21 protein-coding genes are annotated in these 24549 nt (G+C 64.3%); 7 read left to right on the forward strand and 14 right to left on the reverse strand.

Annotation, left to right across the window (positions count from 1 at the left end; genetic code table 11):
- The 7 genes from AU198_RS00005 to AU198_RS00035 all read right to left on the reverse strand — a co-directional run.
- Window positions 1-1101 (reverse strand): NAD(P)/FAD-dependent oxidoreductase (locus AU198_RS00005; protein ID WP_064345450.1); only part of this gene is annotated, 1101 nt, incomplete at its 3' end.
- A gap of 2 nt (window positions 1102-1103) precedes the next feature.
- Window positions 1104-1292: a ferredoxin gene (locus AU198_RS00010; protein ID WP_064345451.1), complete on the reverse strand. Its 189-nt coding sequence runs from the start codon at window positions 1290-1292 to the stop codon at window positions 1104-1106.
- Window positions 1289-2227: a metal-dependent hydrolase gene (locus AU198_RS00015; protein WP_064345452.1), complete on the reverse strand. Its 939-nt coding sequence runs from the start codon at window positions 2225-2227 to the stop codon at window positions 1289-1291. The genes AU198_RS00010 and AU198_RS00015 overlap by 4 nt, the downstream gene beginning before the upstream one ends.
- A gap of 177 nt (window positions 2228-2404) precedes the next feature.
- Window positions 2405-3421, reverse strand: a complete 1017-nt coding sequence (locus AU198_RS00020; RefSeq protein ID WP_064345453.1) for an NAD(P)/FAD-dependent oxidoreductase — start codon at window positions 3419-3421, stop codon at window positions 2405-2407.
- A complete protein-coding gene (locus AU198_RS00025) occupies window positions 3418-3921 on the reverse strand; it encodes an isoprenylcysteine carboxyl methyltransferase family protein (RefSeq protein WP_064345454.1) in 504 nt (167 codons plus the stop codon). Before AU198_RS00025 ends, AU198_RS00020 begins: the two co-directional genes overlap by 4 nt.
- 2 nt (window positions 3922-3923) lie before the next feature.
- Window positions 3924-4985, reverse strand: a complete 1062-nt coding sequence (locus tag AU198_RS00030) for a type III polyketide synthase (protein ID WP_064345953.1) — start codon at window positions 4983-4985, stop codon at window positions 3924-3926.
- Between the two features lie 5 nt (window positions 4986-4990).
- On the reverse strand, window positions 4991-7264 hold the full coding sequence (locus AU198_RS00035) for an MMPL family transporter (protein WP_082690793.1): 2274 nt from the start codon (window positions 7262-7264) through the stop codon (window positions 4991-4993).
- Window positions 7265-7440: 176 nt separating this feature from the next.
- On the opposite strand from AU198_RS00035, the gene AU198_RS00040 reads away from it, so the two are divergent.
- Window positions 7441-8442: an alpha/beta fold hydrolase gene (locus AU198_RS00040; RefSeq protein WP_231744520.1), complete on the forward strand. Its 1002-nt coding sequence runs from the start codon at window positions 7441-7443 to the stop codon at window positions 8440-8442.
- Window positions 8439-8777, forward strand: a complete 339-nt coding sequence (locus AU198_RS26510; RefSeq protein ID WP_231744521.1) for an adenylate/guanylate cyclase domain-containing protein — start codon at window positions 8439-8441, stop codon at window positions 8775-8777. Before AU198_RS00040 ends, AU198_RS26510 begins: the two co-directional genes overlap by 4 nt.
- A gap of 10 nt (window positions 8778-8787) precedes the next feature.
- On the opposite strand, the gene AU198_RS00045 is transcribed toward AU198_RS26510, so the two are convergent.
- The 4 genes from AU198_RS00045 to AU198_RS00060 form a co-directional block, all read right to left on the reverse strand.
- The gene (locus AU198_RS00045) at window positions 8788-9888 is read right to left on the reverse strand and encodes a hypothetical protein (RefSeq protein WP_064345456.1); all 1101 of its coding nucleotides are present in this window, start codon (window positions 9886-9888) and stop codon (window positions 8788-8790) included.
- Entirely contained in the window at window positions 9824-10087 is a 264-nt protein-coding gene (locus AU198_RS26355; RefSeq protein ID WP_197415976.1) for a hypothetical protein, read from the reverse strand. Before AU198_RS26355 ends, AU198_RS00045 begins: the two co-directional genes overlap by 65 nt.
- A gap of 483 nt (window positions 10088-10570) precedes the next feature.
- On the reverse strand, window positions 10571-11272 hold the full coding sequence (locus tag AU198_RS00055) for a peptidoglycan recognition protein family protein (RefSeq protein ID WP_197415977.1): 702 nt from the start codon (window positions 11270-11272) through the stop codon (window positions 10571-10573).
- Between the two features lies 1 nt (window position 11273).
- Window positions 11274-11735 carry a DUF3592 domain-containing protein gene (locus AU198_RS00060; protein WP_064345458.1) on the reverse strand — a complete coding sequence of 154 codons (462 nt, stop codon included), beginning with the start codon at window positions 11733-11735 and terminating at the stop codon, window positions 11274-11276.
- A gap of 509 nt (window positions 11736-12244) precedes the next feature.
- Between AU198_RS00060 and AU198_RS26360 the strand changes: the two genes are divergently transcribed.
- Both AU198_RS26360 and AU198_RS00070 read left to right on the forward strand, forming a co-directional pair.
- Window positions 12245-12646 carry a VldE C-terminal domain-containing protein gene (locus tag AU198_RS26360; protein WP_353612072.1) on the forward strand — a complete coding sequence of 134 codons (402 nt, stop codon included), beginning with the start codon at window positions 12245-12247 and terminating at the stop codon, window positions 12644-12646.
- 266 nt (window positions 12647-12912) lie between these two features.
- A complete protein-coding gene (locus tag AU198_RS00070; protein WP_064345459.1) occupies window positions 12913-13467 on the forward strand; it encodes a class I SAM-dependent methyltransferase in 555 nt (184 codons plus the stop codon).
- A gap of 67 nt (window positions 13468-13534) precedes the next feature.
- Here the strand turns inward: AU198_RS00070 and AU198_RS00075 are convergent, their stop codons facing one another.
- The gene (locus tag AU198_RS00075) at window positions 13535-14125 is read right to left on the reverse strand and encodes a DUF7255 family protein (protein WP_502689256.1); all 591 of its coding nucleotides are present in this window, start codon (window positions 14123-14125) and stop codon (window positions 13535-13537) included.
- Window positions 14126-14247: 122 nt separating this feature from the next.
- Window positions 14248-15810 (reverse strand): phytoene desaturase family protein, encoded by a 1563-nt coding sequence (locus AU198_RS00080; protein ID WP_064345461.1) that lies wholly within the window; start codon window positions 15808-15810, stop codon window positions 14248-14250.
- Between the two features lie 73 nt (window positions 15811-15883).
- On the opposite strand from AU198_RS00080, the gene AU198_RS00085 reads away from it, so the two are divergent.
- Together AU198_RS00085 and AU198_RS00095 are read left to right on the forward strand one after the other, a co-directional pair.
- On the forward strand, window positions 15884-16480 hold the full coding sequence (locus AU198_RS00085) for a TetR/AcrR family transcriptional regulator (protein WP_064345462.1): 597 nt from the start codon (window positions 15884-15886) through the stop codon (window positions 16478-16480).
- A gap of 1137 nt (window positions 16481-17617) precedes the next feature.
- Window positions 17618-18877, forward strand: coding sequence for a macro domain-containing protein (locus tag AU198_RS00095; RefSeq protein WP_231744547.1), 1260 nt, complete (start codon window positions 17618-17620; stop codon window positions 18875-18877).
- 144 nt (window positions 18878-19021) lie between these two features.
- Here AU198_RS00095 and AU198_RS25615 read toward each other — a convergent pair whose 3' ends face one another.
- The gene (locus AU198_RS25615; protein ID WP_197415978.1) at window positions 19022-21790 is read right to left on the reverse strand and encodes a TIR domain-containing protein; all 2769 of its coding nucleotides are present in this window, start codon (window positions 21788-21790) and stop codon (window positions 19022-19024) included.
- A gap of 631 nt (window positions 21791-22421) precedes the next feature.
- On the opposite strand from AU198_RS25615, the gene AU198_RS00100 reads away from it, so the two are divergent.
- Window positions 22422-24533, forward strand: coding sequence for a hypothetical protein (locus AU198_RS00100; RefSeq protein WP_156431426.1), 2112 nt, complete (start codon window positions 22422-22424; stop codon window positions 24531-24533).
- Window positions 24534-24549 lie beyond the last annotated feature (16 nt).

Raw genomic sequence — 24549 nt, forward strand, 5'->3', positions numbered from 1 at the left:
GCCGCGCCCGTACGCCGCGACGAACTCCCACTGGTCGAGGTCGCCCTCGATGATGTCGACCGCATCGTGATCGGTTGGCAGACCCAGCATCTGAAGTTTCACGTCGTACTGGTCAGACCAGAAGTAGGGAATTTCGTCATAGCTCTCGGCGTCCTGCGGACCGGCCAACAGCGTCTGCGCCGCCGCCTCGCCCTGGCGGTTGGCGACGTCCCAGTGCTCGATCCGCAGATGGCGTTCGTAGCGCGGATGCCACCACCGCGCCACGTCACCGGCCGCCACGACGCCGCGGGCTCCCTCGACTCTGCCGGTGGCGTCGCAGAGCACGCCGTCGTCGATGCGCACTCCGGAGCCCTCGAGCCAGTCGGTCGCGGGCGTGACGCCCAGCCCGATCACGACGAGGTCGGCCTTGACCCGGGAACCGTCGGTCAACCGAAGGGCCTTCACCTTGCGCCTGCCCACGAATTTCTCGACGCCGACTCCGAGCCGCAGGTCGACACCGTGGCGCCGGTGCAGCTCGGCCCAGTGCGGCGCCAGGTCTCCGCCGAGTGCGGACAGCAGCGGGTTCGAACTCCGTTGAATCAGCGTCACGTTCAGCCCGAGCGCCCTGCAGGTTGCCGCCACCTCGACCCCGATGAAGCCGCCGCCGACCACCGCGACACGGGGGCGCGAGGCGAGCCGTTCCCGGATGGCGAGGCAGTCGTCGACCGTGCGCAGCATCATCACGCCGTCGGGAACCGGACCGCCCGGCCACTCGCGGGGGACCGCGCCGCTGGCGATCACCAGCCCGTCGTAGCGCAGCGACAGCTCTTTACCCTCGTCCTGCACGCGAACTGTGCACGACTCGTCGTCCAGCCCGACCGCCGATGCGCCCCGGAACACTCTCGCGTCCAGGTCGAATTGCGGCGCCATGTCGATTCCGGCCCGATGGATCTCGCCGGACAACAGCTTCTTCGACAGCGGGGGCCGGTGGTAGGGGGGTTGACGCTCGTCGCCGACGATCGTCAGCGCACCGTCAAAGCCCTTCTGCCGCAGCGTCTCCGCCGCTCGTACACCGGCGACTCCGGCGCCGACGACAACCACGTCTCGCAGTCCCGCCGCCATGGTCAGTCCTTCACCAGGATCGCCCGGGTGGGGCAGGAGACCTCGGCACCCTTCAACTGCTGGCGGAGCTCCTCGCGGGGCGCGTCTTGAAGCACATGCAGACCGTCCTCGCGCACGTCGAACACTTCATGGCAGATGCTCATACACACGCCGTTGCCGTCACAGGTGTCCAGATCGACGATCACCTTCATCGCGCTCCGACTCCTTCCTTCGCCGCATCCTTTCGTCGGCTCGGGGATCCGGCGCGTTCGCGCGCGGCCCGCGCTGCCGGCGAGTACTCCAGGTAATCGATGGCCATCTGGGTGTTGGCCTCATGGCTCGGGTGGTGGCTGGGCCGCATGTATCGCAGCGGCACCGTCACGAGGAAGTTCCACGGACCCGGCAGCTTGTATTCGCGGGCGGCGCGAAGCCAGTCCCGGAACCGCCACTTCTGGTCGATGGTCGGGTCGTTGGCCATGAGGTAGCGCGCCCCGGCGATCCACCAGCCGACGAAAAGCGGGGCGGTCATCAGCATCGAGAACGCCCGGATGAAGTAGTTGCCGCAGACGTGCTGGTACACGTCGAAGACCAGCGAACGGTGCTCGACCTCCTCGGCGCCGTGCCACCGGAGCAGGTCGAGCATGACGGGATCGGTGCGGGCATAGTCCAGCCCGCGGTTCTGCAGCACCCATTGTCCTAGCACGGCGGTGAAATGTTCCAGCGCCGCGACGTCGGCCAACCGGCGATAGAGCCACCACCGTTTAAGCGGTGGCGGGAAGAACTTCGGCGGGTCGCCCAAGGTCATCGACAAGCTCTTGCCGAGCCGGTCGGTGTAGGGCTTGGTGTCGATGCCCTGCTCGGCCAGGTGGTCCAGCACGACCTGGTGCGCCCAGGCGTGCCAGGACTCCTGTTGGATGAACGGTTTGATCGAGGCCTCGAGTTCGGGATCGTCGACCAGAGACGACGCCTCGAGGACGGCCTTGATGAAATGCCGTTCACCCTCGGGCAAAAGCAGATGCAGGACGTTCATCATGTGAGTGGAGAACGGGTCGCCGGGAACCCAGTGGATCGGCGTCTCCGACCAATCGAAGCGGACCATTCGGCGGTACTTGGGATATCCGTCGTGGTGCTGCGCGACTTCGGGCATAGGTACCTCTTCCGACAACCGACGGCGGGCCGCCGGTTCCCTCCTCGTTGAAGGTCCGGTCGAACACCGCTAGCGACGTGCGGTGAGCGACCGTCCGTTAGGGCGCGTACCCCGCCGAACCGCCCCCTACTCACCTCAGCGGTGGCGGTTCGCTGTGAATCAGCTGCGGACTGGTGATTATTCTGCGAGCAGGTTGACTGCGCGGGTGAACACACTGGGCGCCGACGCCGCTGCTGGCACCAACCGCGAGCGAACCGACGGAAAGGCGGTGGCACGCACCAGTCCGGCGGTGAGCATCCGGTAGCGGCGCGACATGCGTTGCCACCGCCGCTCGTAGTCGGCGGGGCGGTCGTGGGCGATGCAGTCCACCAGTAATGCGGCGGCGCCGAACGCGATGCCCAGCCCTTCGCCGGTCAGCGCGTCGACGTAGCCGGCAGCGTCACCGACCAGGAGCACCCGCCCCGCGACCCGCCGCCGCACCTGTTGTCGCAGCGGTCCGGCCGCCAGCTCGGGTGCGTGACCGCGTTCCGCGACGCGGTCTCGCAGGGCGGAAAACGACGCGAGATGGTGGTCGAACCCGTTTCTTCGCGCGGTGAGGATCGCGACGCCGACGCAGTCGTCGGCCACCGGGGTGACGTAGGCCTCGCCGTCGTCGGACCAATACACCTCGACACAGTCGCTCCACGGGGCCACCGCGTAATGCCGACGGATGCCCCATCGACGCGGCCCGGACGCAGGTACGGTCAGCCCGAGCGAGGTGCGGATCGGAGAGTGCAAACCGTCCGCGGCCGCGAGGTAACGTGCGCGAAAGCCGTTACCGCGCACCGATTCCGCATCCTGCTCAACCATCCCGACGGCTCCGCTCTCCACGCGAACCCCGGCCTTCGACGCCGCCTCCCACAGCGCCTCGTGCAACACCGTCCGGCGGACTCCGCGCCCTGGCCCGTTCCGGAAGGGCCCAGTGACACTGTGTCGTCCGTCGCTGTAAGTGATCCCCGTGAACGCGCGCCCCGCCGGGTCGACACCGAGTCCATGCAGCTGACCCAACGTATGTGGCATCAGCCCCTCACCGCACGCCTTGTCGACGGGTGGGGCCCGCCGCTCGACGAGCACCACCTCGAGCCCGGCGCGAACGCCGTAGATGGCGGTGGCCAGACCCGCCGGCCCGCCGCCCACCACCAGCAGGTCGATCATCGAAGGGCGCCCAGCGCCGCGTTCTCGACCCGGATTCGCGTCCGCAGGAGCGCCGCGTTGAGCAGCGTGAACACCGTCGCAGTGAGCCACGCGGTGTGCACCAGCGGTAGCGCCAACCCCTCGATGGCGACCGCAACGTAATTCGGATGCGCGACAACCCGATACGGTCCTCGGGTGACTCTGGCGGCGTCGGGGATGACGACGACGCGGGTGTTCCACTGCCTGCCGAGCGTGGCGATGCACCACCATCGCAGCGCCTGGGCGGCGATCACGAGCGCCAACATCGGCCACCCCAATGCGGGGATGAACGGGCGGAACGGCGCCTCCACCACACAGCCGACCAGCAGACCGGTGTGCAGGGCCACCATCAGCGGATAGTGAGCGGCGCCGAACTCGACGCCGCCGTGCTCTCGGCTCCACGCCAAATTGCGCTGCGACACCACGAGTTCGGCGATCCGCTCGGTGGCCACCGCGGCTATCAGCAGCGCGTACCAGACCATCGTCAGTGCCAGCGCAACAGCAACAGCTCCGCGCAGAAGCCGGGACCCATCGCCATCATGAGCCCCTGGGTGCCGGCGGGCGGCGGCTTGGCGCGCGCATCACGCAAGATGTGCAGAACTGACGACGATGACACGTTCCCGATCTCGGCGAGCGATCGCCACGACAGTTCGAGCGCGTCGTCATCGAGGTCCAGCGCGGCCGCCATCGACTCGAGCACCCGCGGTCCGCCGGGGTGTGAGAGCCACGAGCCGATGCCGTCGACGGTCAGGTCATGGTCGGCGAGGAACCCGGTGACGTCGTCGGCGAAGTAACGCTCGATCAGGTCAGGTAGCCCGGCCGAGAGCACGAGCTGGAAGCCTTCAGCGCGGACGTCCCAGCCCATCGTGTCCAGCGAGTCGGGGTAGAGCCGGCTGCGTGTCGCGACCACATCCGGGCCGAGGGCCCCAATCGCTTCCGCCCGAGCCGAACCCACAGAGACGACCGCGGCCGCGCCGTCGGCGAACAGGGCGCTGCCGACGAGGGTCGGCATGGTCGGCGGCGCTGCGGGAAACATCAGCGAGGCCAGGTCGACCGACACCAGCGCGGCGACACCGTCGGGGTGCCCGATCAGGTAGTCATGCAGGCGTGACACCCCGGCTGCGCCGGCCACGCAACCCAAACCGAAGATCGGGATCCTCCGCACGTCGGGCCGCAGGCCGAGAAGTCCTGCGATGCGTGCGTCCAGCGACGGAACGGCCACTCCCGTTGCCGTCGCTGTCATGATCAGATCCACGTCTTCGGGTTGCAATCCCGCGTCGTCGAGTGCGCCCGACAGCGCCTCGCACCCGAGTTTCATGGCATGTTCGAGCCACACGTCGTTGGTTTCGCCGAAATCGCCGAGCGCCAGGTAGTCGTCCATCGGCATGATGAGGTGCCGGCTGTTGACCTTGGCGCTCGCATGCAGTTCGCGCACGATGGCTTCGAAACTGGCGAAGGTCGGGACCTGGACGAACCGGTCGGTGATCTCTTGCTGGCTGTAACGGTGCGAGGGCAGCGCGCCGTGCACCCCTGCGATGACGCTCATGGTGCTCACTCTCTAGGCACGGATGCGGAGGGTTGTGGGTTCAACAGCGTCGCGGGTTCGGGCCGGGCTTCCGGTTTTTCGCTGAAGCCCATGCGGCGATGCAGCCCGGCCAGCCGATCGGGTGCCCACCAATTCCATCCGCCCATGAGGTGCATTAAGGCGGGTACCAGCACCATGCGCACCAGAGTTGCGTCGACCAGCACGGCCAGCGCCAGCCCGAGACCGAACAGTTTGAGCACCGACACATTGGCGGCGATCAGTGCGGCGAACGAGATCGACATGATTAGCGCGGCCGCCGTGATGACTCGTCCGGTGTGGGCGATGCCGAGCGCGACGCTTTCGTCATTGTCGGCTCGCGTCATGCCCGAGCGCAGCCAGTACTCGCGGATCCGTGAGACGAGGAAGACCTCGTAGTCCATCGACAGGCCGAAGGCGATGCAGAAGAGCAGCACCGGGACATTGGCCACCAGCGTGCCGCTCGGCGTGGTGCCGAGCGCGCCGAGGTGGCCGTCCTGGAAGATCCACACCATCGCACCGAACGCGGCCGTGAGCGAAAGGATGTTCAGCACAAGCGCTTTCAGTGGGACGACAACGCTGCCGGTCAACAGGAAGAGCAGCGCCAGCATGATGACGGCGATGAGGCTCAGGACAAGCGGCAGCCTGGCGGTGATGGCATCGACGCTGTCGCTGTTGGAGGCGGCGGTGCCGGTCAGCAGGGAATCGCGGCCGTCGGGCGCCGGTACCGCGTCGAGGCGATCGAGTTGGGTTTCGGAGGCGTCGGAGAACAGCGAGGCGGTGCTGTCGACGGTCAGGAAGGCGCTGCCTTCGGCCTCGCCGGTGGGCGCCGAGGGTGGGCCGGCGAGCCGCCCGCCAATGAATGTGCCCGTGGGCGCGGACACGGCCGAGACGTCGAGCACCTCGGACAGCGCCGCGGCGTAGGCGCTGAACTCGTCGGGGGTGATGCCCTCCGCGTCGGGCAACACGATGGTCACGGCGGTGTCGGTGTTGGTGGCGAAGTCCTCGCGCAACTGGTCGCCGACCTGGTGTGCGGAGGCGCTCCTGGGAAGGACGCGATCGTCGGGCAGGCCCGGCCGCACACCGAAGAACGGCAAGCCGAGCACGATGAGGAATATGACGCCGGCCAACCCGAGCGGAACGGCCCGGCGCATGACGAAAGTGGCGCACCGGTACCAGAATCGGCGCTCGACCGGTTGCGGCTCGGGCTCCGGTCGGCCGAGGAGGCGGCGGGCCAGGCGGCGGACGTCGAGCGCGTCGATGCGAGGGCCGAGCAACACCAGCGCGGCGGGCGTGACCACGAGGGCGGCGGCCGCACAGAACGCCACCGTGGCCACACCGGCGTAGGCGAACGACTTGAGGAAGTGCATGGGGAACAACACGAGAACGGCCATCGACAGCGCGACGGTTGTCGCGGAGAACACGACGGTGCGGCCGGCGGTGGTCATCATGCGGATGAGCGCGACGTCGAACGAGGCGCCCTCGGACAGCTCGTCGCGGTAGCGGCTGATCATCAGCAGCGTGTAGTCGATCGCCAGGGCGAGGCCCATCGCGCTGGTGAGGTTGAGCGCGAAGATGGACACGTCGGTGCCCATGGAAATGATGCGCAGGACGGCGAGCGCGCCGAATATCGCCATGATGCCGACGGCGACCGGCAGCGCCGCGGCCAGCAGGCCGCCGAACACCCACACCAGAACGAGGAAGCTCAGCGGGATCGCCAGCGATTCCATCGTCACCAGGTCGCGTTGGGATTGGGCGGTGAGCTGCAAGTTGACCATCGCGACGCCGCCAGCGCGGACCGTGACGCCGTCGCGGTCGAGGTCCTTCGTGAGCTCTTCGGCGTGCCGCTGTTGGGTGGCCTCGTCGCCGATGATGCCCGCGACGATCAGACCCGAGGTGCGGTCCTTGCTGATGAGATCGGCGGCGGCCGGGGGTGGGACGGTCCACGGCGAGGTGGCATCCGCGACGTGCGGGGAGCGTGTCAAGTTGTCGACGATGTCGACGCCGGCCGCCCTGGCGGTCGGGCTGTCGACGCCGTCGGGTGAAGTAACGGTGATGAGGAGCTGCACGTCACCCTGATGGAACTTGTCGGTCAGCAGCTGGGTGGCTCGAGACGAGTCGGAGTGCGGGTCTTGGAACCCGCTGGGCGACAGCTTGTTGGCGACCGGGACGCCGAGAACGCCCAGCGCGACCGTCATCAGCGCCGCGACCGCGATGACGGTGCGTGGCATCCGAAGGGCCAGTCGGGCGATCCGGTACAGCAAGGCGGTCCTCCGATCCCCGTAGGGCGGTAATGAGCCTGTCAATCAATTTACGTCGCCGTAGGGCTAAAGGTTCACCTCTCGGCGGAGACAAACCTGTGACGGCGGTGGGGGACCGGGCGTCGGTGACCATGGCGGGAAGTAGTCCGCCGGCCGTTGGACGGTGGCATGCTCGGACAATGGCGGCCAGCCCGGAAACCGTCTACGCCCGGGACCGCGACGTTCACCTCGCCTATCAGGTGGTCGGTGACGGCGGGCCGGATCTTCTGTGGGTTCCCACGGCCACGTTCCCCATAGATCTGCTGTGGGACGAACCGACCGTCGCCGGTCACTTCCGCAGGCTGTCGTCGTTCAGTCGACTGATCTTGACCGACCTGCTCGGGGTCGGCAGCTCGGATGCGGTGCCGATCTGTGATCGGCCGGCGATGCAGTCGTGGGTCGACGGCCTGCTGGCTGTGCTGGATACCGTTGGTGCCGAACGGGTCTCGATCTTTGCGATGTCCGAGTCGGCGTTGCCGGTCATGCTGCTCGCGGCGAGCCATCCGCATCGTGTGAAGTCGCTGGTGCTGTGGAGCCCGTTCGCGAACTACGCCCGCACGCCCGACCAGCCGTTCGGGATGCCCGAGCCGACGCTTACCGACTACGTCCGGTGGTGCGAGGAGAGCGTGGGGCGAGGCAACGCCGTCCATCTGACACCGAGTTGGGAACTGGACCCGGCGAAGCGTCGCTGGATGGCGCGAGGTGAACGGCTCGCGGGTGGGCCGGGGTACTTCGCGGAGATCTTCGATCTGTTCGTGCGGACCGATGTCCGGCCGGTGTTGGACAGCATTCAGGCGCCCACGCTCGTGATGCACCGCCGCGGCGACCGGCACGTGCGAGACGGGCATGCGCAGTACGTCGCCGAGCGGATTCCGCATGCCCGGTTGGTGGAGTTCGACGGTGAGGACCACGTGTGGTTCGCCGGAGACGCGGACATCGTTGTCGACGAGATCGAGTCGTTCCTCACCGGTGGCCGCGGCACCGTGCCGACCAACCGCGTGCTGTCGACGGTGTTGTTCACCGACATCGTCGGATCGACCGAACGCGCGGCGCGGCTGGGTGTGAGGCGTGGTCGACGGCGCTCGCCGCGCACGATCGGGTCGTCGAGCGGCACGTCGCCGGTGCGCGAGGCTCGGTCGTGAAGTTCACCGGTGACGGCGCATTGGCCACGTTCGACGGCCCGGCCCGGGCGATCCACTGTTCGTGCGCGATCCGCGACGCGCTGGACGATCTCGGGTTGACGATTCGCGCCGGCCTGCACACCGGTGAGGTCGAGATGGCCGACGGCGACGTGCACGGCATCGCGGTGCACATCGCGGCCCGGATCATGGGGCTCGCGGGGCCGGGGGAGGTGTTGGTGTCCGGAGCGATCCCTCCGTTGGTGCTCGGATCGCGGATCGTGTTCGACGACAGGGGCGCCCACCAACTCAAGGGCGTGCCCGACCGGTGGCCGGTGTTGGCGGTGCGGGACGCCTGAGGTTGGTGCGTTAGTTGTAGTCCGTGCTGCCTTCGACGGGGCGAGTGGTGCTGACCAGCTTCGCGAAGCAGTGGTCGCGGTCGAACTCGTTGCTTCTGCACCACGCCAAGGCACCGTCGGCGGTCGGGAACGTAGCCCCCGCGATCGTCACCCAGAAGTTGGACTCCGAGAACGTCGACCAGTCTCCTGACCACAGCAACCGAGCACCGGGGTAGGCCTGACGGAGCCGCTGGTGCTCGGCCAGGATCGCCGAGTGTGTCCACGTGCGTCCTTCGGCGAATGATGCGAGCCGCTTGGAACTCAGTTGCGGCACCCAGGTATTGGCGAGAGTTGCTAGCACCATCGGGCGATCGCTCGCGGCAATCGCGCGCAGTTGGTTTCCGCTCGCGGTTTCGACATCGGGTTGTGAGGCCGGGTACGTCGGGGGTGCCGGCCGTGGGGCGGGACGGCTGGTGCTCTCGATGATGTTGGCCATCAGTGACGGCACGGTTGTCGACCCGCCGATCTGAGTGTCGTAGGTGATTGACCCCTGCACCTCGACATACATTGTCACCCTGTCCTTCTCGACGAAATTGGCGACCATGTCCGCGTCATGAGCGGTGACGAGGGTGTTCTGGTCATAGTCGTAGACATCCGTCAACGGCGCGGGGCCCGTGTCAGCGCGGAAAGACGTCGCGCCCGTCGCGGGGTCGAACTGCGTTATCACCCCGTAGACGACGATCTTTCGGCCGGCCCACGCGTCGGGATCCTTGGCCATGAGCGCGAACTCACGCGTAGTCAGCGATTCGTATGTCGACCGGTCCAGACGCGTGGGGTCGTGGGTAGGCCGCGGTCCGGCGGGTTCTTGCGGTACTGCGGGTGCCGGCGTGTTCGGGGCGCTCGCGACGACGGTCGGGGACACGCCCGTCGAGTCGGTGTCGGTGGGGTCGTTTCCGCTGAGCTGAAGACCGACCAGCACGCCGACCGCCAGCACGAGGACCGCGACGCCTCCGGACAGTGAGGCGGCGACGACGGGATTTCGCCTGCCGCGCTTGGGGTCTGAATCGTCATAGCCATCGGGCCACGGTACGGTCGGCTGCTGATGGTCGTAGTACGGGTTGGGGTAGACCATGGTGGCGTCCTTTGGGAGTGTCGGAATGGCGCGCGGCTAGCAGAGGCGTGTTGGCGGCGATCAGCACTGCCTGGGCTTCGGTGTAGGTGACGTTGTTGTTCCAGGCCACGTTGTCGACGGATGCCGGTGCGGCGGTTCCGACCGTGGCGGCGAAGCTCAGAGTCAGTGCCAGCGTGAGGCCGGCCATCGGTTTCTTCATGGCGGTATTTCTCGGTCGTACGGGTTCGTGCGGTGGATGCGTCGGCTTCGGACGAGACGTGGTGCCAGGATGAAGCGCCTTCGCGCAGCGGTGCGACGTCATGTGGGCCGTGCTCGTGCTCGGCGCGACACGGCGAGACGGTCGCGCTGATCGTTGCTGCGGCGAATCGTGGCGCCGGTCTTAGGCGCGCATCATGTGTTTGTTCACTTGTACTTGATTGCGGAAACTTCGACGAACACTCCCGTTTCGGCTTCCTCTGAGGTAAACGGTACGGAGATAGCCAGGCCGAGGAATCAGGGATTTCCCTATCATTAGTTTGTTGGAAGTCACTGACATGGGAGTCGATGACAGTCGTACCTCATGCGTCACAGGCGTAACGCCGAGTTGGCCGAACCACCTGGATCAGTAGAGCTCAGGCGTGCGCGGCAGCGCCCGAGTCTCGATTGGGGCCGCCTGCAGTCGCTGCGGCGCAGCGGCGCGCGGTCAGCGGAGGCCGGACTCGATGTCTGCGACTGCTTTGGACGCCTCGGTCCCGCAGATGGTGCGGAGGTCGACCGTTCCGGCGGCGAGGAGGGCATCGACGCGGTTCGTGAGATCACCGTCGACGACGTGGGCGTAGAGGTTCGCACCTGGACACGAGGTGTCGTGGCTGGCGTCGCGGTGCCCGGCGAGCGTGTCGGTCGGGATGTCGAATCGCTGTGCTCCCCAGGCGAAGGCGAGCGCAGCGCCGTGGAGCTGCTCCTCGGTGATCTCCTCCTTGTCGAAGTCGCCCTCGCAGACGACCAGGAAGTGACCGGTCGGGTCGTAGTTCGTGGCGGTGTCGCCGACGAGTTCGGGCTTTCGCAGTTCGTAGATGTTGCCGTTGCGGTCGACGCTGAGGTGATAGGCGATGTCGATCCAGCCCTGGGTGTCCTGGTGATAGTGCTGATGCTGGCGCAGGCGTGCCGGCGCGTTGGCGTTGTCACCGAGGGCCACCGCGGTGTGGTGGATCGTCATGCGGACGGGGGTGTGGGGTGTGCCGCCGGCGTGGGGCGGCTGAGCACCCCAGGCGTTGCGGCACAAGATGTTCGGAGTAGACGGAGCCGCTGTTGCGAAGGGTGGCGGTGCGACGGTGGCGGCGGCTGCCAGGCCGGACAGTTGCAGGAGGCGTCGGCGGCTGAGTGCGAAGCGGTCGTCGGCGCGCATGTCAGCCCATCAACGAGATGACAGCGGCGATTAGCACGGCGACGCCGAGCGCCGTCATCACCAACGATGAAGGGGCGCTTCGGCGTAGCACCGAGTTCATCGGGTTCTTCGGGTCAACCCAGACGTCGACGGTTTGGCCGGGTGCGTATCGCGAGGCTTGGGCGGAGGCGATACCGCCCAGGCCCATGCCGAATCCGAGGGGTGTGCCGAACGCGGCGCGCTGCCCGACGAAGGTCTGGCCGTTGACTTGGTATTGGTAGGCGACAACAGAGCGCTGCACGTTGGCGCCCATGCGTCCGGCGCCGGCCTGGGTCTGGTAGCCCGCGACGCCTGAGCCGAGCATGGTCCCGGAGGCGCGCTGCCAGCCGAGGGCGCCGAGCAGTTGCAGGACGCCGGGGAGCCCGCGGAACAGCAGGAAGATCCCGATGATCAGCAGCCCGATCTCGGTGACGTAGTTGGCCACCGCCGGAGCCTAACGCGCTGATCAGTGCCGGGCGGTCGTTCAGCTGAGTCGGCGGCGAAACGCAGTTCTCGATGTCGTCCGGGCGGCAAATCGGGCTGCGTCACATTGTCGTGCGGTACATGATCTGGACCACGAGCAGACTGTCGCTTGAGTTTGCTCTGAGTCGACTGGGTGTACCTTCCGGATGTCTGTGACATCTGCTTTCAGTGACAGCAGGGACAGAGGATTCGATTGCTGAAGTGCTGGTGGGCGATTGGTCAGCGTATAGGGGTGGTGGGTATCGTCCGCCGGCGATGGGAAGACACTCATCCACCAAGGCGCGGCGGCGTCCGCGCTTGGCGGTCGTTGCAGGCGTGGTTATCGCCGCCACATTGTTTGTGGTCGGCGCAGACAGTTATCCGCACGTTGGTGACCCGGTTGCGTGCTGCGACGTCGCCGCGGCGCCACAATTACCGCCACCGGCGGTGAACCTGATGGCCGCACAACCGCCCGCCCCGAGTGTCCCACCCGTGTTGCCGCAGGGCAGGGCGCCGGAAACGGGACTGCAGGTCGACACGATTTTGGCGGCGCGTGCGGTCAGTGCGGAGTTCCCTGAGATCCTCACCATCGGCGGCGTGCGCTCCGATTCTTTGAAATGGCATCCGCACGGGTTGGCGATCGACGTGATGATCCCGAATGCTCGCTCGGCGGCGGGGATCGAACTCGGAGATAAGGTCCTTGCCTACGTCATGGCGAACGCGGAACGCTTCGGCCTCGAGCACGCCATCTGGCGACAGACCATATACCGCCCCAACGGCTCGAAGAATGTCATGTCGGACCGTGGCTCAGACACGGCCAACCACTACGACCATGTGCACATCGCCACGGCCGGCGGCGGATATCCGCAAGAGGGCCAGGTCTACCTCCGCTGACTCGCACCGCGGGTGAAGTCGTCAATTGCCCAACGCTCCAGCATCTTTCGTGTTGATTGGCGAATCGGCGCTCTCGTGACACCGGTGTCGTTCGCGGAGGAGTCAGACGAGCGGCCTTGTTGCCTCACGCGAACAGAGATGGGCGCGTTGCGTTCTCGTTGCGCCCCAACCTCTCTGCGACCAGATCATCGTTGTGTCTGGCGGCCGCATTGGCGAGCTGCGGGTCTCGGCGTGGATGGGCGGAACGCGAACGTACGCTGAAGTGCGTGAGCAAGCAGGATCGCATCCGCTGGGAAGAGCGATACCGGAACCGTACGACGCCGGGTGTATCCGCAGCCGAGATTCCTGCGGTGTTCGCTCCCTTCGAGGCCGAGTTCCCCACTCGGGGTCGGGCACTGGATCTGGCATGCGGTCAGGGGGTCGCCGGCGTGTGGCTTGCCCGCCGCGGGCTCGATGTCCTGGGTCTCGACATCTCGGCGACAGCCATCGATCAGGCACGGGAGCTCGCGGCGCAGGCCGGCGTGGAGGAGCGGTGTCAGTTCGATGTGGTCGATCTCGATGACGGCCTACCGGCGGGCCCGGCTATCGACGTCGTCATGTGTCACCGCTTCCGTGATTCTCGGCTCGATCGGTGCATCGTCGATCGATTGGCACCCGCTGGGCTGCTGGCGATCTCAGCGCTGAGCGTGGTCGGCGCTGGGGCCGGGCGCTTCCGGGTGCAGCCGGGCGAGTTGACTGCGGCGTTCGCTCAGCTCGAGGTCATCGCCGCGGGCGAAGGCGACGGCGAAGCGTGGCTGCTGGCAAGGAAACCGGCACGATAGCGGTACCGTTCGTCCGGTCTGTCTGACGCGGAGTAAGCCGCGCATCGCGGCGGTGGGTGAGGCGCGGTTAGATCGTCCGCTGTGCGACGAAGTCGGCGAAGTGGCGAAGGTCGATGGCGCCTGCAGCGAGTGCGTCGCCGATCGTCGTCTCGCCGACCCGGTCCCAGATCGAGAGCCGGCAGAGCCGGGGAGTCTGCGCCTGTAGCGCCGCAATGTCTTTGACCGCATCGTAGAGCGCGCGTTGCTTCCATCGAGGTGAGCCAAGCCCGTCCAGAACACCGGGTGGACTCGGCGGCCCGAACATCGCCTCGCAGGACGGAGTCGTCCACCGCTTACCCCACTTCCCTGCGGCGAGGCATTGCGTCTCGAAGTCGCTGCACAGGCCGAGATACGTGTCGCGCCATGGAAGGGCCGTCGCCCACCGCCGATGGAGCGTTTGAGCCCGGTAGCGGTTGAAGTGCAGCTCCTCGTCGAGTTCGATCACCAGCCCGCCCGAGAACACCAGGTCCCACGCCCCGGGTCGCAATCGCGGCATCGGTGTCTGTCCGCCGAGCGACTCAAACAACCCGGCGACCCGCTCACGAGCTTGTGAGCCGAGGGCATCGAGCCGAGGAGCAGGTGGAGCACTAGTGGCCACAGTGAATCCGGCACGGGCCATGAGATTTTGCAGAGCCTGTGCTCGAGCGCCTGTGCGGACCACGGGGATCAGTGTGGCATCTCGGCGGGTTTACTCTCCGCGCCTACGCGCTGTTTGACCGCTCGGAAGGTTGAGGCGAGGTTTCAGCTGAGGTCGTCGAGCACTTGGTAGGCGGCGTTATATCCGGGGATGAAGGTGATACCGGGGCCCCCGTGACAGCCGGCGCCGCCGAGGTATAGCCCGTCGATGCCGATCGGTAGATCGCGGAAACCCTTCGGGCCGGGCCGGTTCGGGCCCATGAGGTCGGGGTGCAGCAGGCCGTGGCAGAAGTCGCCGGCGGGAGCGCCGAACATGGTGTTCATGTGGTACGGCGTGAAGGTGATGTGCCGGATTTGGATGTCTTTGAAGTTCGGCGCGTAGCGGGTGATCTTGTCGATGACGCGCTGAGCCATCTCGTTCTTCAAGTGCCCGTGCTGGTCGCGGGGCGTCTCGACCGGAAACGCGTAGGCGTAGGCGCTGGCGGCGTGCTTGCCGGGTGGGGCCATGTTCGGGTCGTGCACGGACGGGATCTGGACGCCCAGCGACGGGTTGTCGGGAACGATGCCACGGCAGGCGTTTTCCCATTGGCGTTGTTGTTCCTCGGGTGAGCCGAAGATGCCGACGGACGGCTGCATGCCGGGCTCGTTGAGCAGGTCGTACGGCGGGGCGAATTCGGGGAGGCCGTCGAGGGCAAAGTGCATCTGGACGAAGGACGCGCGGTGGTCGCGGTCCTGGAGTCGTTCGAGCAGCTGCGGTGAGAGGTGCTCGGGCTCAACGAGTTCGGTGAGGGTGGTGTCGGGGGAGAGGTTGGACACGACGATGGGTGCGGTGATGGTGCCGGCGTTCTTGCAGCGGACACCGGTGACCTTGCCGTTGTCGACGAGGATCTGCTCGACCTTAGTGCGGTAGCGGATCTCACCGCCGCGGCTTTCGAACATCTCGCGCAGGTGCTCGGTGAGGGCGCCGATGCCGCCTTCGAGTTTGGTCATCATTGCGGTGCTCTCGTCGGGGACGGCGAGGGCGAAGGCCAGGCAGGTCGCGCTGCCGGGGGTGTAGGGCCCGCGGTAGGTGGAGTTGATGGCGAGGAAGGCGAGCATGCCGCGCATGACGGCGTGGCGCTTGCGGTCGGGCAGGTAGCGGTCGATGACGTCCATTGCGGAGCCGAACAGTGTTTCGTGGACGGCACGTCGCTCGGATTCGTTTGTGGCGCAGGCGTACATCTCGTCGATGGTTTTGGGTGGTTTGCGGACGTCGAAGCGGCCGAGTGCTCGGGCGGGGCCTTGGCTCCAGGCGATGAGTTCGGCCATGCCGGTGACGGCGTCGGTGCCGTGCTTGTCGGCGAGGTGGGTCATCAGTTGCATGGGGTCGCGGTAGAAGACCATGGCTTCTTCGCCGGCCTCACCGATGTTGACCGACATGACGTCGGAGTCGACGGTGGGCAGGGTGTCAAGGCCGAGGTCCTTGGTGATCTCGCTCGGGGTGGGGAACTGGACGGACCCGGCGATCTCGTAGCGGAAGCCTTCGATGAGTTCGACGGTGGCGGCCATGCCGCCGGCGTAAGTGTTGGCCTCGAGGCACAGGGTGCGCAGGCCGGCGCGTTGGAGGATGGCGGCGGCGGTCAGCCCGTTGTGGCCGGCGCCGACGACGATCGCGTCGAAGTCGCTCATGCGGGGCAGGTTATGTCAGCACTGACATGATTGTGGCGGTACTGACAAATTTGTGGGATACGATCGGCGCACTATGGCAGCACCGGTCAACCTGCATCAGCAGCGCAGTCAGGCGACCAAAGAGGCGCTGCGGCGGGTGGCGTTGGCGCGGTTCGCGAAGGACGGGTTCGCGAACGTGACCGTTTCGCAGCTGGCCGAGGAGGCCGGCGTCACCGAGCGGACGTTCTTCCGGCACTTCCCGACGAAGGAAGCGGTGCTGTTCGCGGACTACGAGACGCACCTGGAGTGGCTGGCCGAGGCGCTGGCGCGGCGGCCGGCGTCGGAATCGCTGTTCGATGCGGTGATGGCGAGTGTCGGAAGCTTCCCGCACGATCTGGAGGTGGTGCGCCAGGCGGCGCTGCTGCGAGCGAGCCTGATCGGTGAGCGGGCGGCCGGTCACCTGCGGGTGGTGCAAGCGTCGTTCGCGGCGGTGATCACCGACTTCGTGCGGACGCGATATGCCGGCGTGGCGGGAATCGAGTTGAAAGCCGAGGTGGCGGGGGCCGTGCTGGCGGCGGCACTTGTTGTGGCCGTGGAGAACTGGGGGCGGGGTGGATGCGCTGGGGAACTCGGGCAGACCGTCTCTGACAGCGTGGGGTTGGTGCGATCTGGGCTGGCGCCATTGCAGTAACCCGACGGCTGGAAGGTCACCGAGGCGTAGTCGTGTCCATGGTCGCCACTTTCGGATACCGCCGCTGTGCATCTGCGTACCTACGGGCCGCGTTCAGCCAATTTCAAACCTGGGTACCGCACAACTGAGGGTTCGCGACCGCGTGTTCCCCCGGCGATATGCAGCTCCCATCGGGACTTCGACCGTTCAACGACAACGGTGTGCACGGTTCGGTGCCGATGAGCATGCCCCGTGTTAGCAGCAAACGCCTAGTCGCGCGCCTCTTGAAGAGTGGATGTCCGCATCGACGCACACGCGTGACATAGATACGTACCCGCGGACGGTTCCGGACGGATCTCGCATAGATCAGCGCTGCGCAGCAGTCGCACGCCACAATGCCGTCATTGCATGCACTGCAATAAACTTGGCTGCAATATCCGCATCGGACTTAGCGGCCTGATCCAGGAAAGGCAGGTCGAAGCGGAGCAAATGTGACCGACAAGAGGATCAATATCCGCTAGATGCGTCGTCAGCGAGCGGAGGGCTACCTCGAGCGGGACCGGGTCGTTGCTGGCTGGAGTGGGTCGTATGACTCCATCGGGCAACTGGACGGTGAGGTCCAGGATGGGACTGCCGTCCAGTCGGCTCAGGGCGATCTCGGTGATGAAATCCTGAGCGCGGTTGAGTCCGGTTGGTTCCAAATCCAGGATGGCGACGCGGTGCGGCGCCACGCGCTCAGGGCGCGGGACGTCACCTTCAACACGGCCTGCGACGGACGACGAACTGGTCCCTTCTCATGGCAAACCAGTGGTCGCATAACGCTGGCAGGCGACAGGGCGGTCCTTTCGAAGCTGCTGCAGCGATGTCAATGAATTGCCCGCCGATCGGATGATTGAACACTACCTGGGCGGCAACCAGCTCTTGGGGCGCCGGGTAGCGATGACAGCGGTTGAACACCCGACCTGTCGAGACGCTGTGCGGGTCTCGGAGACGATTACCTACCTCTGTATCAGGAACGCGTATGCAGCTGATTCTCGGCGAAAAATTCGCCGCCGCTTCGGTTCAACTTGTACGCGTCTAGGGCGGAGGGCCTCACCATTGTGACAGCATGCATGCGATGCAATCAGGGGGAGCGGTAACGGTAGGGGAGTGAGCGACATGATGTTCAATGAGCGCACATATTCCTTCGGGCTGTCGTCTTTGACGCTGAAGTTCGCCAACATACTCGACTCAAATGCAGAAGTCCTCGTCAGTTCGGACGACTTCATGCTCAGTATGGGCGGTGGTGTGTCGAAGGCAATCGCTCGCGCCGCGGGCAGCGCGATGGTGCTCGACGCCATGAAAAGCGTTCCTCGCAAGCTGGGCGATGTTGTTGTCACCAGCGCGGGCGCGCTCGATGCGAGGTATATCTTTCACGTAGTCACAATTGGCCCTGAAGCTATCTCCGCGGAGAGTCCCGAGGAATTCGTCAAGCGTGCGACGCAGCGTTGCATGGATCTGATGGAAGTCCTCGACTTAGTTTCCATCTCATTTCCTGCCCTAGGAACCGGTGTCGCCGGGATATCGATGGAGGGATCGGCAGCGGCGATGGCGGACGTTGTGTGCGAACGTCTATCTACGTCAGACCGTGCGTATTCCGTTTCGTTCTGCTTTCATGCGGACGCCAACATCGACTCGCGAAGCTACGTTGCCTTCTTCGAAGAATTCGCGCGGCTCAAGCCGAGAATCGCGCGGCATGAGTCGAGGCATGGAGCTGGCCAAGCCGCATCACGACCACCTACGACGGAGGCAGCGTCTAGACTGCTTCAGCTCGAGCAGGAACGACAGGTGTTAGAGCAGCAGATCGTCATGCTGAAGTCAGCTGACGATGTCGCGACGGCGGAGCGTCTCAGTGAGCGACTGATACAGAATCAGACGGCCCGGTTGGATGCTGCGTATCAGGATAGATCTTCGCGCGATCGGCCGGTCGGCGTCTTTATCTCGTATGCCCGCGAAGATGCACCGTTTCGTGAGCAGCTGACGCTTCACTTGTCAAGCCTCGAACAGCAGGGGTTGATACACACTTGGACTGACCGAGAAATCGGACCCGGAAGCGACTGGGATAGCGAAATCAACGAGGCGATCAACTCGGCCGAATTGTTCATTTTTCTTGTCAGCGCGTACTCCATGAGTTCCGATTACATCCGCGGAGTGGAGATGACGCGGGCATTCGAGCGAGCGAGGACATCAGAAGCGACGGTGATCCCTGTCCTCGCTCGCAGTTACGATCTCGCGGACTATCGATTCGCCAAGTTGCAGCATCTACCTAGCGATGGTCGGCCGATCGACTTGTGGGGGAACGAGCATGATGCGTACGTCGACGTGATCCGCGGGATACGTCGCACCATAGAGACGATCCGGAGACGGCCAAGAAGCTGACGCAGACAGTGCTGCCGTGTATTGCGCCACCGCGCTCGGTGTTCGCGTTTCCTATCAGCATCACTCTTGTCGACAGTTCGCAGATACGGACGTGCTCACGAGCGTCAAGTGTGTCCAGCGTTTCACCGACTGTTACCGTTCCCTTCAATTTGTCGGGACGGGGAGATGCGGGCACAATTTCACATAGGGGACATCCGGCGACACCCAGTCGCGCCATTGGCTTTCGCTCATGTTGGCAGCGAGCTTTTCGCACATCATCCCTGCATTGGCGGTGGTGGGCCATAATCGAAGGGTACCGTCGCGGCTGCCGCTGATGAGGCGTTCGCCATCAAGGCTGAACACCACACTCGACACTTCAGCGTCATGCCCGACAAATGGATCCGCGATTGGTCTGCCGGACGGCACATCCCATAGTCGGACAGTGTGGTCCAAGCTGGCGCTGGCGAGTTTCGTGCCGTCAGGGTTGAACATAACGCTAGCTATTGGACCAGTGTGCTCGTTCATTGGAGGGCCTATTGCCGCGCCGGTCCCAACATCCCATAACCGAATCGTCTGATCTTGGCCGCCGCTGGCCAGGCGAAGACCATCCGGACTGAAGGCGACGGTATGCACCCTTGCGGTGTGACCCTCCATTAGTCCTTCGAGGGATTCACCTGTGTCCGGGTCAAGCAGTTCCACGGTCCAAGTCGCATTGGCGACTGCTACGCGACGACCATCCGGACTGAATGCGACATCCATGACCCAATTTGTCGGAGCACCTCCGCCAGGGCGTATCTCACGGAGTAGACGGCCGGATCGCGGGCTCCATAGCTTCACAGTCCCGTCATAACTCCCACTGACCATGTGGCGACCGTCGGGGCTAAACGCGACGCTAGTAACAGCGTCGTTGTGCCCTGTCAGGGGGGCGCCGAGAGACGCTCCCGTCTTCGAATCCCATATCCGAAGAGTTCCGTCTAAGCTGCCGCTTAGCAGGCGCTTCCCGTCAGGGCTGAACGCCACACTTGTGACAACATCAGTGTGTCCGCTCAACGGCGGTCCGATCCGCTCTCCAGTGTCGATGTTCCAGACCCGCACTGTCTTGTCTCCACTGGCGCTCGCCAGCTGTCGTCCGTCGGGGCTGACGGCAACGCTCGTCACGGTGTAGGAATTGTCAGTCAGAGGCCATCTCGCATTCCAGACGCGGAACGTGCCATCTAAACCGGCGGAGACCAGGCGTGTGCCATCTGAGCTGTATGCTACGGCTTTAATACCGGCCCAATGACCTGACCATGGCGGTCCCAATGCGAGGCCGGTTTTTGCGTCCCATATTCGTGCGGTCTTGTCAGCACTAACCGATGCCACGTTAGAACCGTCCGGACTGAAGGCGACGTCCCAGACTACGTCCTTGTGCCCCCTCGCAACCCAGAGTTCTCTGTGTAACTCAACGTCCCACAACCGTACGGTCGAGTCGTCGCTGGCGGATGCGATTTGCCGACCGTCGGGGCTGAAATCCACTGACCAAACTTGTTTCTCGTGTCCTACAAAGGGTTCACCAATGGGTTGACCGGACTTAGAATCCCAAATTTGTAAGGTACTGTCGACGCTGCCGCTGACTAGCCGGCTTCCGTCGGCGCTGAACGCAATGCCAAGCACAACGTCGCTGTGGCCTCTGAGTGGTTCCAGGAGGGGACCCCCGGTGTTTGCGTCCCACACTCGTACTGTGTGATCGTAACCCGCGGTAGCGAGCCGGGACCCATCAGGGCTAAAGACGACGCGCCATACCGCACCAACGTGACCGGTTATGAGTTTTCCGACTGGCTGGCCATCTTGTGCGTTCCACAGTCTAACCCCGTCTGTGCTCGAGCTTGCGAGACGTCGCCCGTCGGGGCTGAAGGCCAGACCAGTAACAACACCTGTGTGGCCGCGAAGGGGCTCGCCCACGAGTTGCCCGGTGTTTGCATCCCACAATCTCACGAGGCGGTCTTGGGTACCGGTGGCAAGCCGAGTTCCCTCAATGCTAGAAGCGACGGCATAAACATCCGCTCCTGCATCGACGGTCTTCAAAGTGTTAGAACGTTGCGCCAGTGCAGAAAGTAGCGGCCCCTCATCAAGCGCTGGCGACAATGAGTGCGCTGCAAGCAACAATTGAAAGGCTTTGGCATCTCCACCGGGAGTGAGACCGGCCAGCGTGGAGCGCGCTTCAATACTCAAGCGTTGAGCGATTGCGAGATCTCGCTGTCGAGTGGCTTCTCGACTTTGCCCGAAGGCGAGCAGTGCCGCCACGCACGCGCCAACGGCCAGAATGGCGAGCGAAGCGATCGCAGCGGCGCGCAAACGCAGATATCGGCGCTGTTCGCGGAGGTCGTCGCCACTCAGCGCATCCTTGGCTTTGCCATGGATGGGGGCCGCGAGCGAAGTGACTTTGTCGCGGAACGTCGGCGAATGAAGGTCCCAAGGTGCGTCGGATGTGACGTCGACATACACCGGTTCCGATGGGAAAGCCCCGCGGGTGGTTAAAACGGGTGGAGCTGCATCGGACTGGTCCCGGCTGAAACAGCGGTTTTCGTTGTCCCAGCGAACCCGACCGCGAGCGAGCACCAATAGCATCTGGTCGCCGCTGCGATTTGTAAGCCAGTGAGTGATTTCGCGGTTAACCCAGATAGAGCTGGCTGCGTTAGGCGAAAGCACGACTACCAAGAACCGAGCGTGATCCAATGCTGCCGCGATTCTTCCCCACAGATTGGGACTGGCCTCGAGATTCGTGTCGTCTCTGAATACCCTCAATGCCCGTATTTGACCAGTACGACGTCCGATCTTGTGTAAACCCTTTTGAATGGCCGCGGCCACTTGCCGGTCGTCGTGGTCGTATGAGAGAAAGGCGTCATACGTCGAAGCCTCGACTTCAGGAACCGCGGCACCTTCCGTGAGCGTCATCTTCGAAAAATCTCTTGCCATTCGCGGGAAGCCGTTCCTCCGAACATCCGGACTTAATCGCCAGATTGTTGCACCCCAGGCGACGGCTCGAGGTGGAGTCGACGAACTACGTTCCGCGGGAGGACGATCGGTTAGCGGAACTCACTCATCGATGAGGCGAGCGGCGTCAATCGGGCTCTCGGGGGCGGGTACCGATCAAGTACCAGAGACGAATTACGGTGGACCGAATTTCGGTAGCAAGCAGCCAAGGACAGGTGAACTGGGCCAAGCGCGGAACCTTCATCACCAGCTTCAAACGAGCTCCATCCTGGATCCTGCCTTGATCTATGTGTTATCGATGGGATCATCGGTGTGCACCGCTGCAGAGGGGAATCGGATGCGTGCTGCGCGAACTATGCAAGCAGTCTTGGCCGCGCTATCTCTAGCGATTGTTAGCTACCTAGTGGTTCTCGCTTTTCGTCCCGAATCCCGCCCACCCGAGCCCTTCGGGTGGTTCGGTAAGCCCGCAGAATGGCGAACGATCACGATCGCAGTCGCCGTCGTTTTAGCCCTTTGCATCGTCACCTACCAATTGCGACAGAATCGGACTTCGGCCACGGTCCCCGTCGCAATTGTTGTTGGACTTTTCGCGATGGGGTTCGTCCTGGGACTCGCCTCGTATTGGTACTGCAGTGGTCCAGCGAATCCGACCTTTTTCACCGCCCTCCAATGGACCGTGTCCCTAATCAAAGGCGGCTTAGACGAAAAGTCGCTCCGCGAAGGTGTCTGCCCGATCGATCCACCGGCAGCGTTGGACGTCGCGCGATTGGTGATCTTGGCGGCATTCGCGGTCAGCATCGTAGGCGTCACCGCCTCTGTTTTTCGTCAGCACGCCGATCGATTTCGTGCTGGCTTTGCTCGATCAGTCACTGCGGTGGTCGACGTGGACGACGAAGCCCAATCGATGGTGAACGCCATCGCGCGGTCCATTCACCGAAGTGCCGCGTTGGTTCTGCTGACGACCACTCCTGACAGCCGAGCCATGCAGGAGTGCCGCACCTTGGGCGCCCGCATTCTCCGCGCGGACTTTAACCGGCCTGAAACTGTTGGTATGCAGCGACTCTGGAGGCACCTTGATCGGCTGTATCTGCTGGCTTCGGACCCCTCGTTGAATTTGAGCAGATTACGAGTGATCAACCAGAGGATGGCAGAGGCCGGCCACAAGCGACGCACACCGCTTATCGTCAGAATCGATGACCCCTGGCTTGCGAAAGCCTGGAGGGCAGAGCAGTTCGGCGGGTCCGATACCCGATGGGCCGCTGACGCGGTGGGAATCTACGAGGTGACGGCACGCCGACTGCTCGATCACATCGTTGAAGTCAAATCTATCCGCAGGGTGTTGGTCTGCGGAAGTTCGCAACTCACCGTGGCTATCTGTGCGGATATGGCGCGTCGCCAACTAGAACGAGATTTCTACGCAGCAGAGGCTGACCCGGCTCTGCCAATTCTCAAATTGGTTACTGAGGATGCCGACGAATTCAAGCGCGACCACGAGTTCCACGAATCCCGTAGGCAATTCGGAAATGTTCAGTTGCCGATCGAAATCGTAGAGGAATCGCCGTCGTACGCCGTGCTCACCAGTCTCGTCTGTGACGTCGAAAACACAGATGCGGTGGTTTTTGTCGACTCGGTTATGGACCCAACGATCGGTACGCGCTTGGCCGCTCGTTTCCCGAATCTTCTCATCTATGTTTGGGATTCGAAGGCAAGCGTCGCCGCAGAGGCAACGCCGATAGTGGGTCAACTTCGCAGTTATCGATTGGGAATCGACCTTCCTTCGGGTCAGGCGCAGGATAACTGGGAGCGCGCCGCGAGGCTGATTCACGAACGATACGCTGCATCGACGCAGCGCGACACCCCCGCGACGGTGTCTTGGAATGCGCTCAGCGATTTCTATCGAGAATCGAACAGGCGACAGATCCGCAATGCCCTTTGGATGGTGGAACAACTGGCGGGCCACACGTGGAACACCTGGAACTCACTGCCAGACCACCTGTCACCTACCATGCTGCGTGACAACCCGCCGATAAAACAGCTTCGCTTGCTGGGTTTCGACGATGACGCTTCCTACGCAATGGCCCGCGGCGAGTGGGAGAGCTGGCGACGTCACTACGTCGATGCGGGCTGGAAATACGGGCCTAACCGGGACTACGAGCGAAAAACTCACGAAAAGCTTGTAGCCAACTGGGCCGCGACTCAGGCGGATCCGAAGCTGCTCGACGCCTCCTTGCGCAGCCTAGCCATGACGCTAATCCACCTGCGTGAATTAGGGTATCGCTCCGAGCCCCTCTGGCGTCCCTACCGGCGAACTGGCGTAGTCACTGCCAGACGCCGCTGGAGGCCGTGGTCATGGCAGGCATCAACCGGCGACGCGATGAACGCCGGAATGGGTGACTGGGAAGTCCGTGATGCAGCCGACGAAGTTTGGTCTGTTCGGAATGATGTATTCCGGTCTTCTTACCGGCGCCGACGAAAGGACCATTGGGAGGCGACGGGGATCGTGTTGGCGCGACCAGCGCGAAAGGGCGAAACCATAGACACGCTCGAGGGGCCGGTACCTGCGAAGGAGGGTGATTGGATCGTTCAAGGAGACGCCGGCGAGCAGTGGCCGGTGGCAGCAGCGAAGTTCCAGAGTCGATACGAAGGACCCGTCTCGTTCTTGGAGCGGTACGAAGCTCTACCGTGTAGCGCCATGATGGACTAGACAGTGTCAGCGGCAC

The sequence above is a fragment of the Mycobacterium sp. GA-1199 genome (assembly GCF_001500045.1).
In the GTDB taxonomy this organism is placed as follows: domain Bacteria; phylum Actinomycetota; class Actinomycetes; order Mycobacteriales; family Mycobacteriaceae; genus Mycobacterium.

Excerpts from the sequence above, each read along its gene's own strand:
- AU198_RS00010 (WP_064345451.1), bottom strand. The coding sequence starts at position 1,292 with ATGAAGGTGATCGTCGATCTGGACACCTGTGACGGCAACGGCGTGTGT.
- AU198_RS00015 (WP_064345452.1), bottom strand. The coding sequence starts at position 2,227 with ATGCCCGAAGTCGCGCAGCACCACGACGGATATCCCAAGTACCGCCGA.
- AU198_RS00020 (WP_064345453.1), bottom strand. The coding sequence starts at position 3,421 with ATGATCGACCTGCTGGTGGTGGGCGGCGGGCCGGCGGGTCTGGCCACC.
- AU198_RS00025 (WP_064345454.1), bottom strand. The coding sequence starts at position 3,921 with ATGGTCTGGTACGCGCTGCTGATAGCCGCGGTGGCCACCGAGCGGATC.
- AU198_RS00030 (WP_064345953.1), bottom strand. The coding sequence starts at position 4,985 with ATGAGCGTCATCGCAGGGGTGCACGGCGCGCTGCCCTCGCACCGTTAC.
- AU198_RS00040 (WP_231744520.1), top strand. The coding sequence starts at position 7,441 with ATGGCGGCCAGCCCGGAAACCGTCTACGCCCGGGACCGCGACGTTCAC.
- AU198_RS00045 (WP_064345456.1), bottom strand. The coding sequence starts at position 9,888 with ATGGTCTACCCCAACCCGTACTACGACCATCAGCAGCCGACCGTACCG.
- AU198_RS26355 (WP_197415976.1), bottom strand. The coding sequence starts at position 10,087 with ATGAAGAAACCGATGGCCGGCCTCACGCTGGCACTGACTCTGAGCTTC.
- AU198_RS00055 (WP_197415977.1), bottom strand. The coding sequence starts at position 11,272 with ATGCGCGCCGACGACCGCTTCGCACTCAGCCGCCGACGCCTCCTGCAA.
- AU198_RS00075 (WP_502689256.1), bottom strand. The coding sequence starts at position 14,125 with ATGGCCCGTGCCGGATTCACTGTGGCCACTAGTGCTCCACCTGCTCCT.
- AU198_RS00080 (WP_064345461.1), bottom strand. The coding sequence starts at position 15,810 with ATGAGCGACTTCGACGCGATCGTCGTCGGCGCCGGCCACAACGGGCTG.
- AU198_RS00085 (WP_064345462.1), top strand. The coding sequence starts at position 15,884 with ATGGCAGCACCGGTCAACCTGCATCAGCAGCGCAGTCAGGCGACCAAA.
- AU198_RS00095 (WP_231744547.1), top strand. The coding sequence starts at position 17,618 with ATGATGTTCAATGAGCGCACATATTCCTTCGGGCTGTCGTCTTTGACG.
- AU198_RS25615 (WP_197415978.1), bottom strand. The coding sequence starts at position 21,790 with ATGACGCTCACGGAAGGTGCCGCGGTTCCTGAAGTCGAGGCTTCGACG.
- AU198_RS00100 (WP_156431426.1), top strand. The coding sequence starts at position 22,422 with ATGGGGTTCGTCCTGGGACTCGCCTCGTATTGGTACTGCAGTGGTCCA.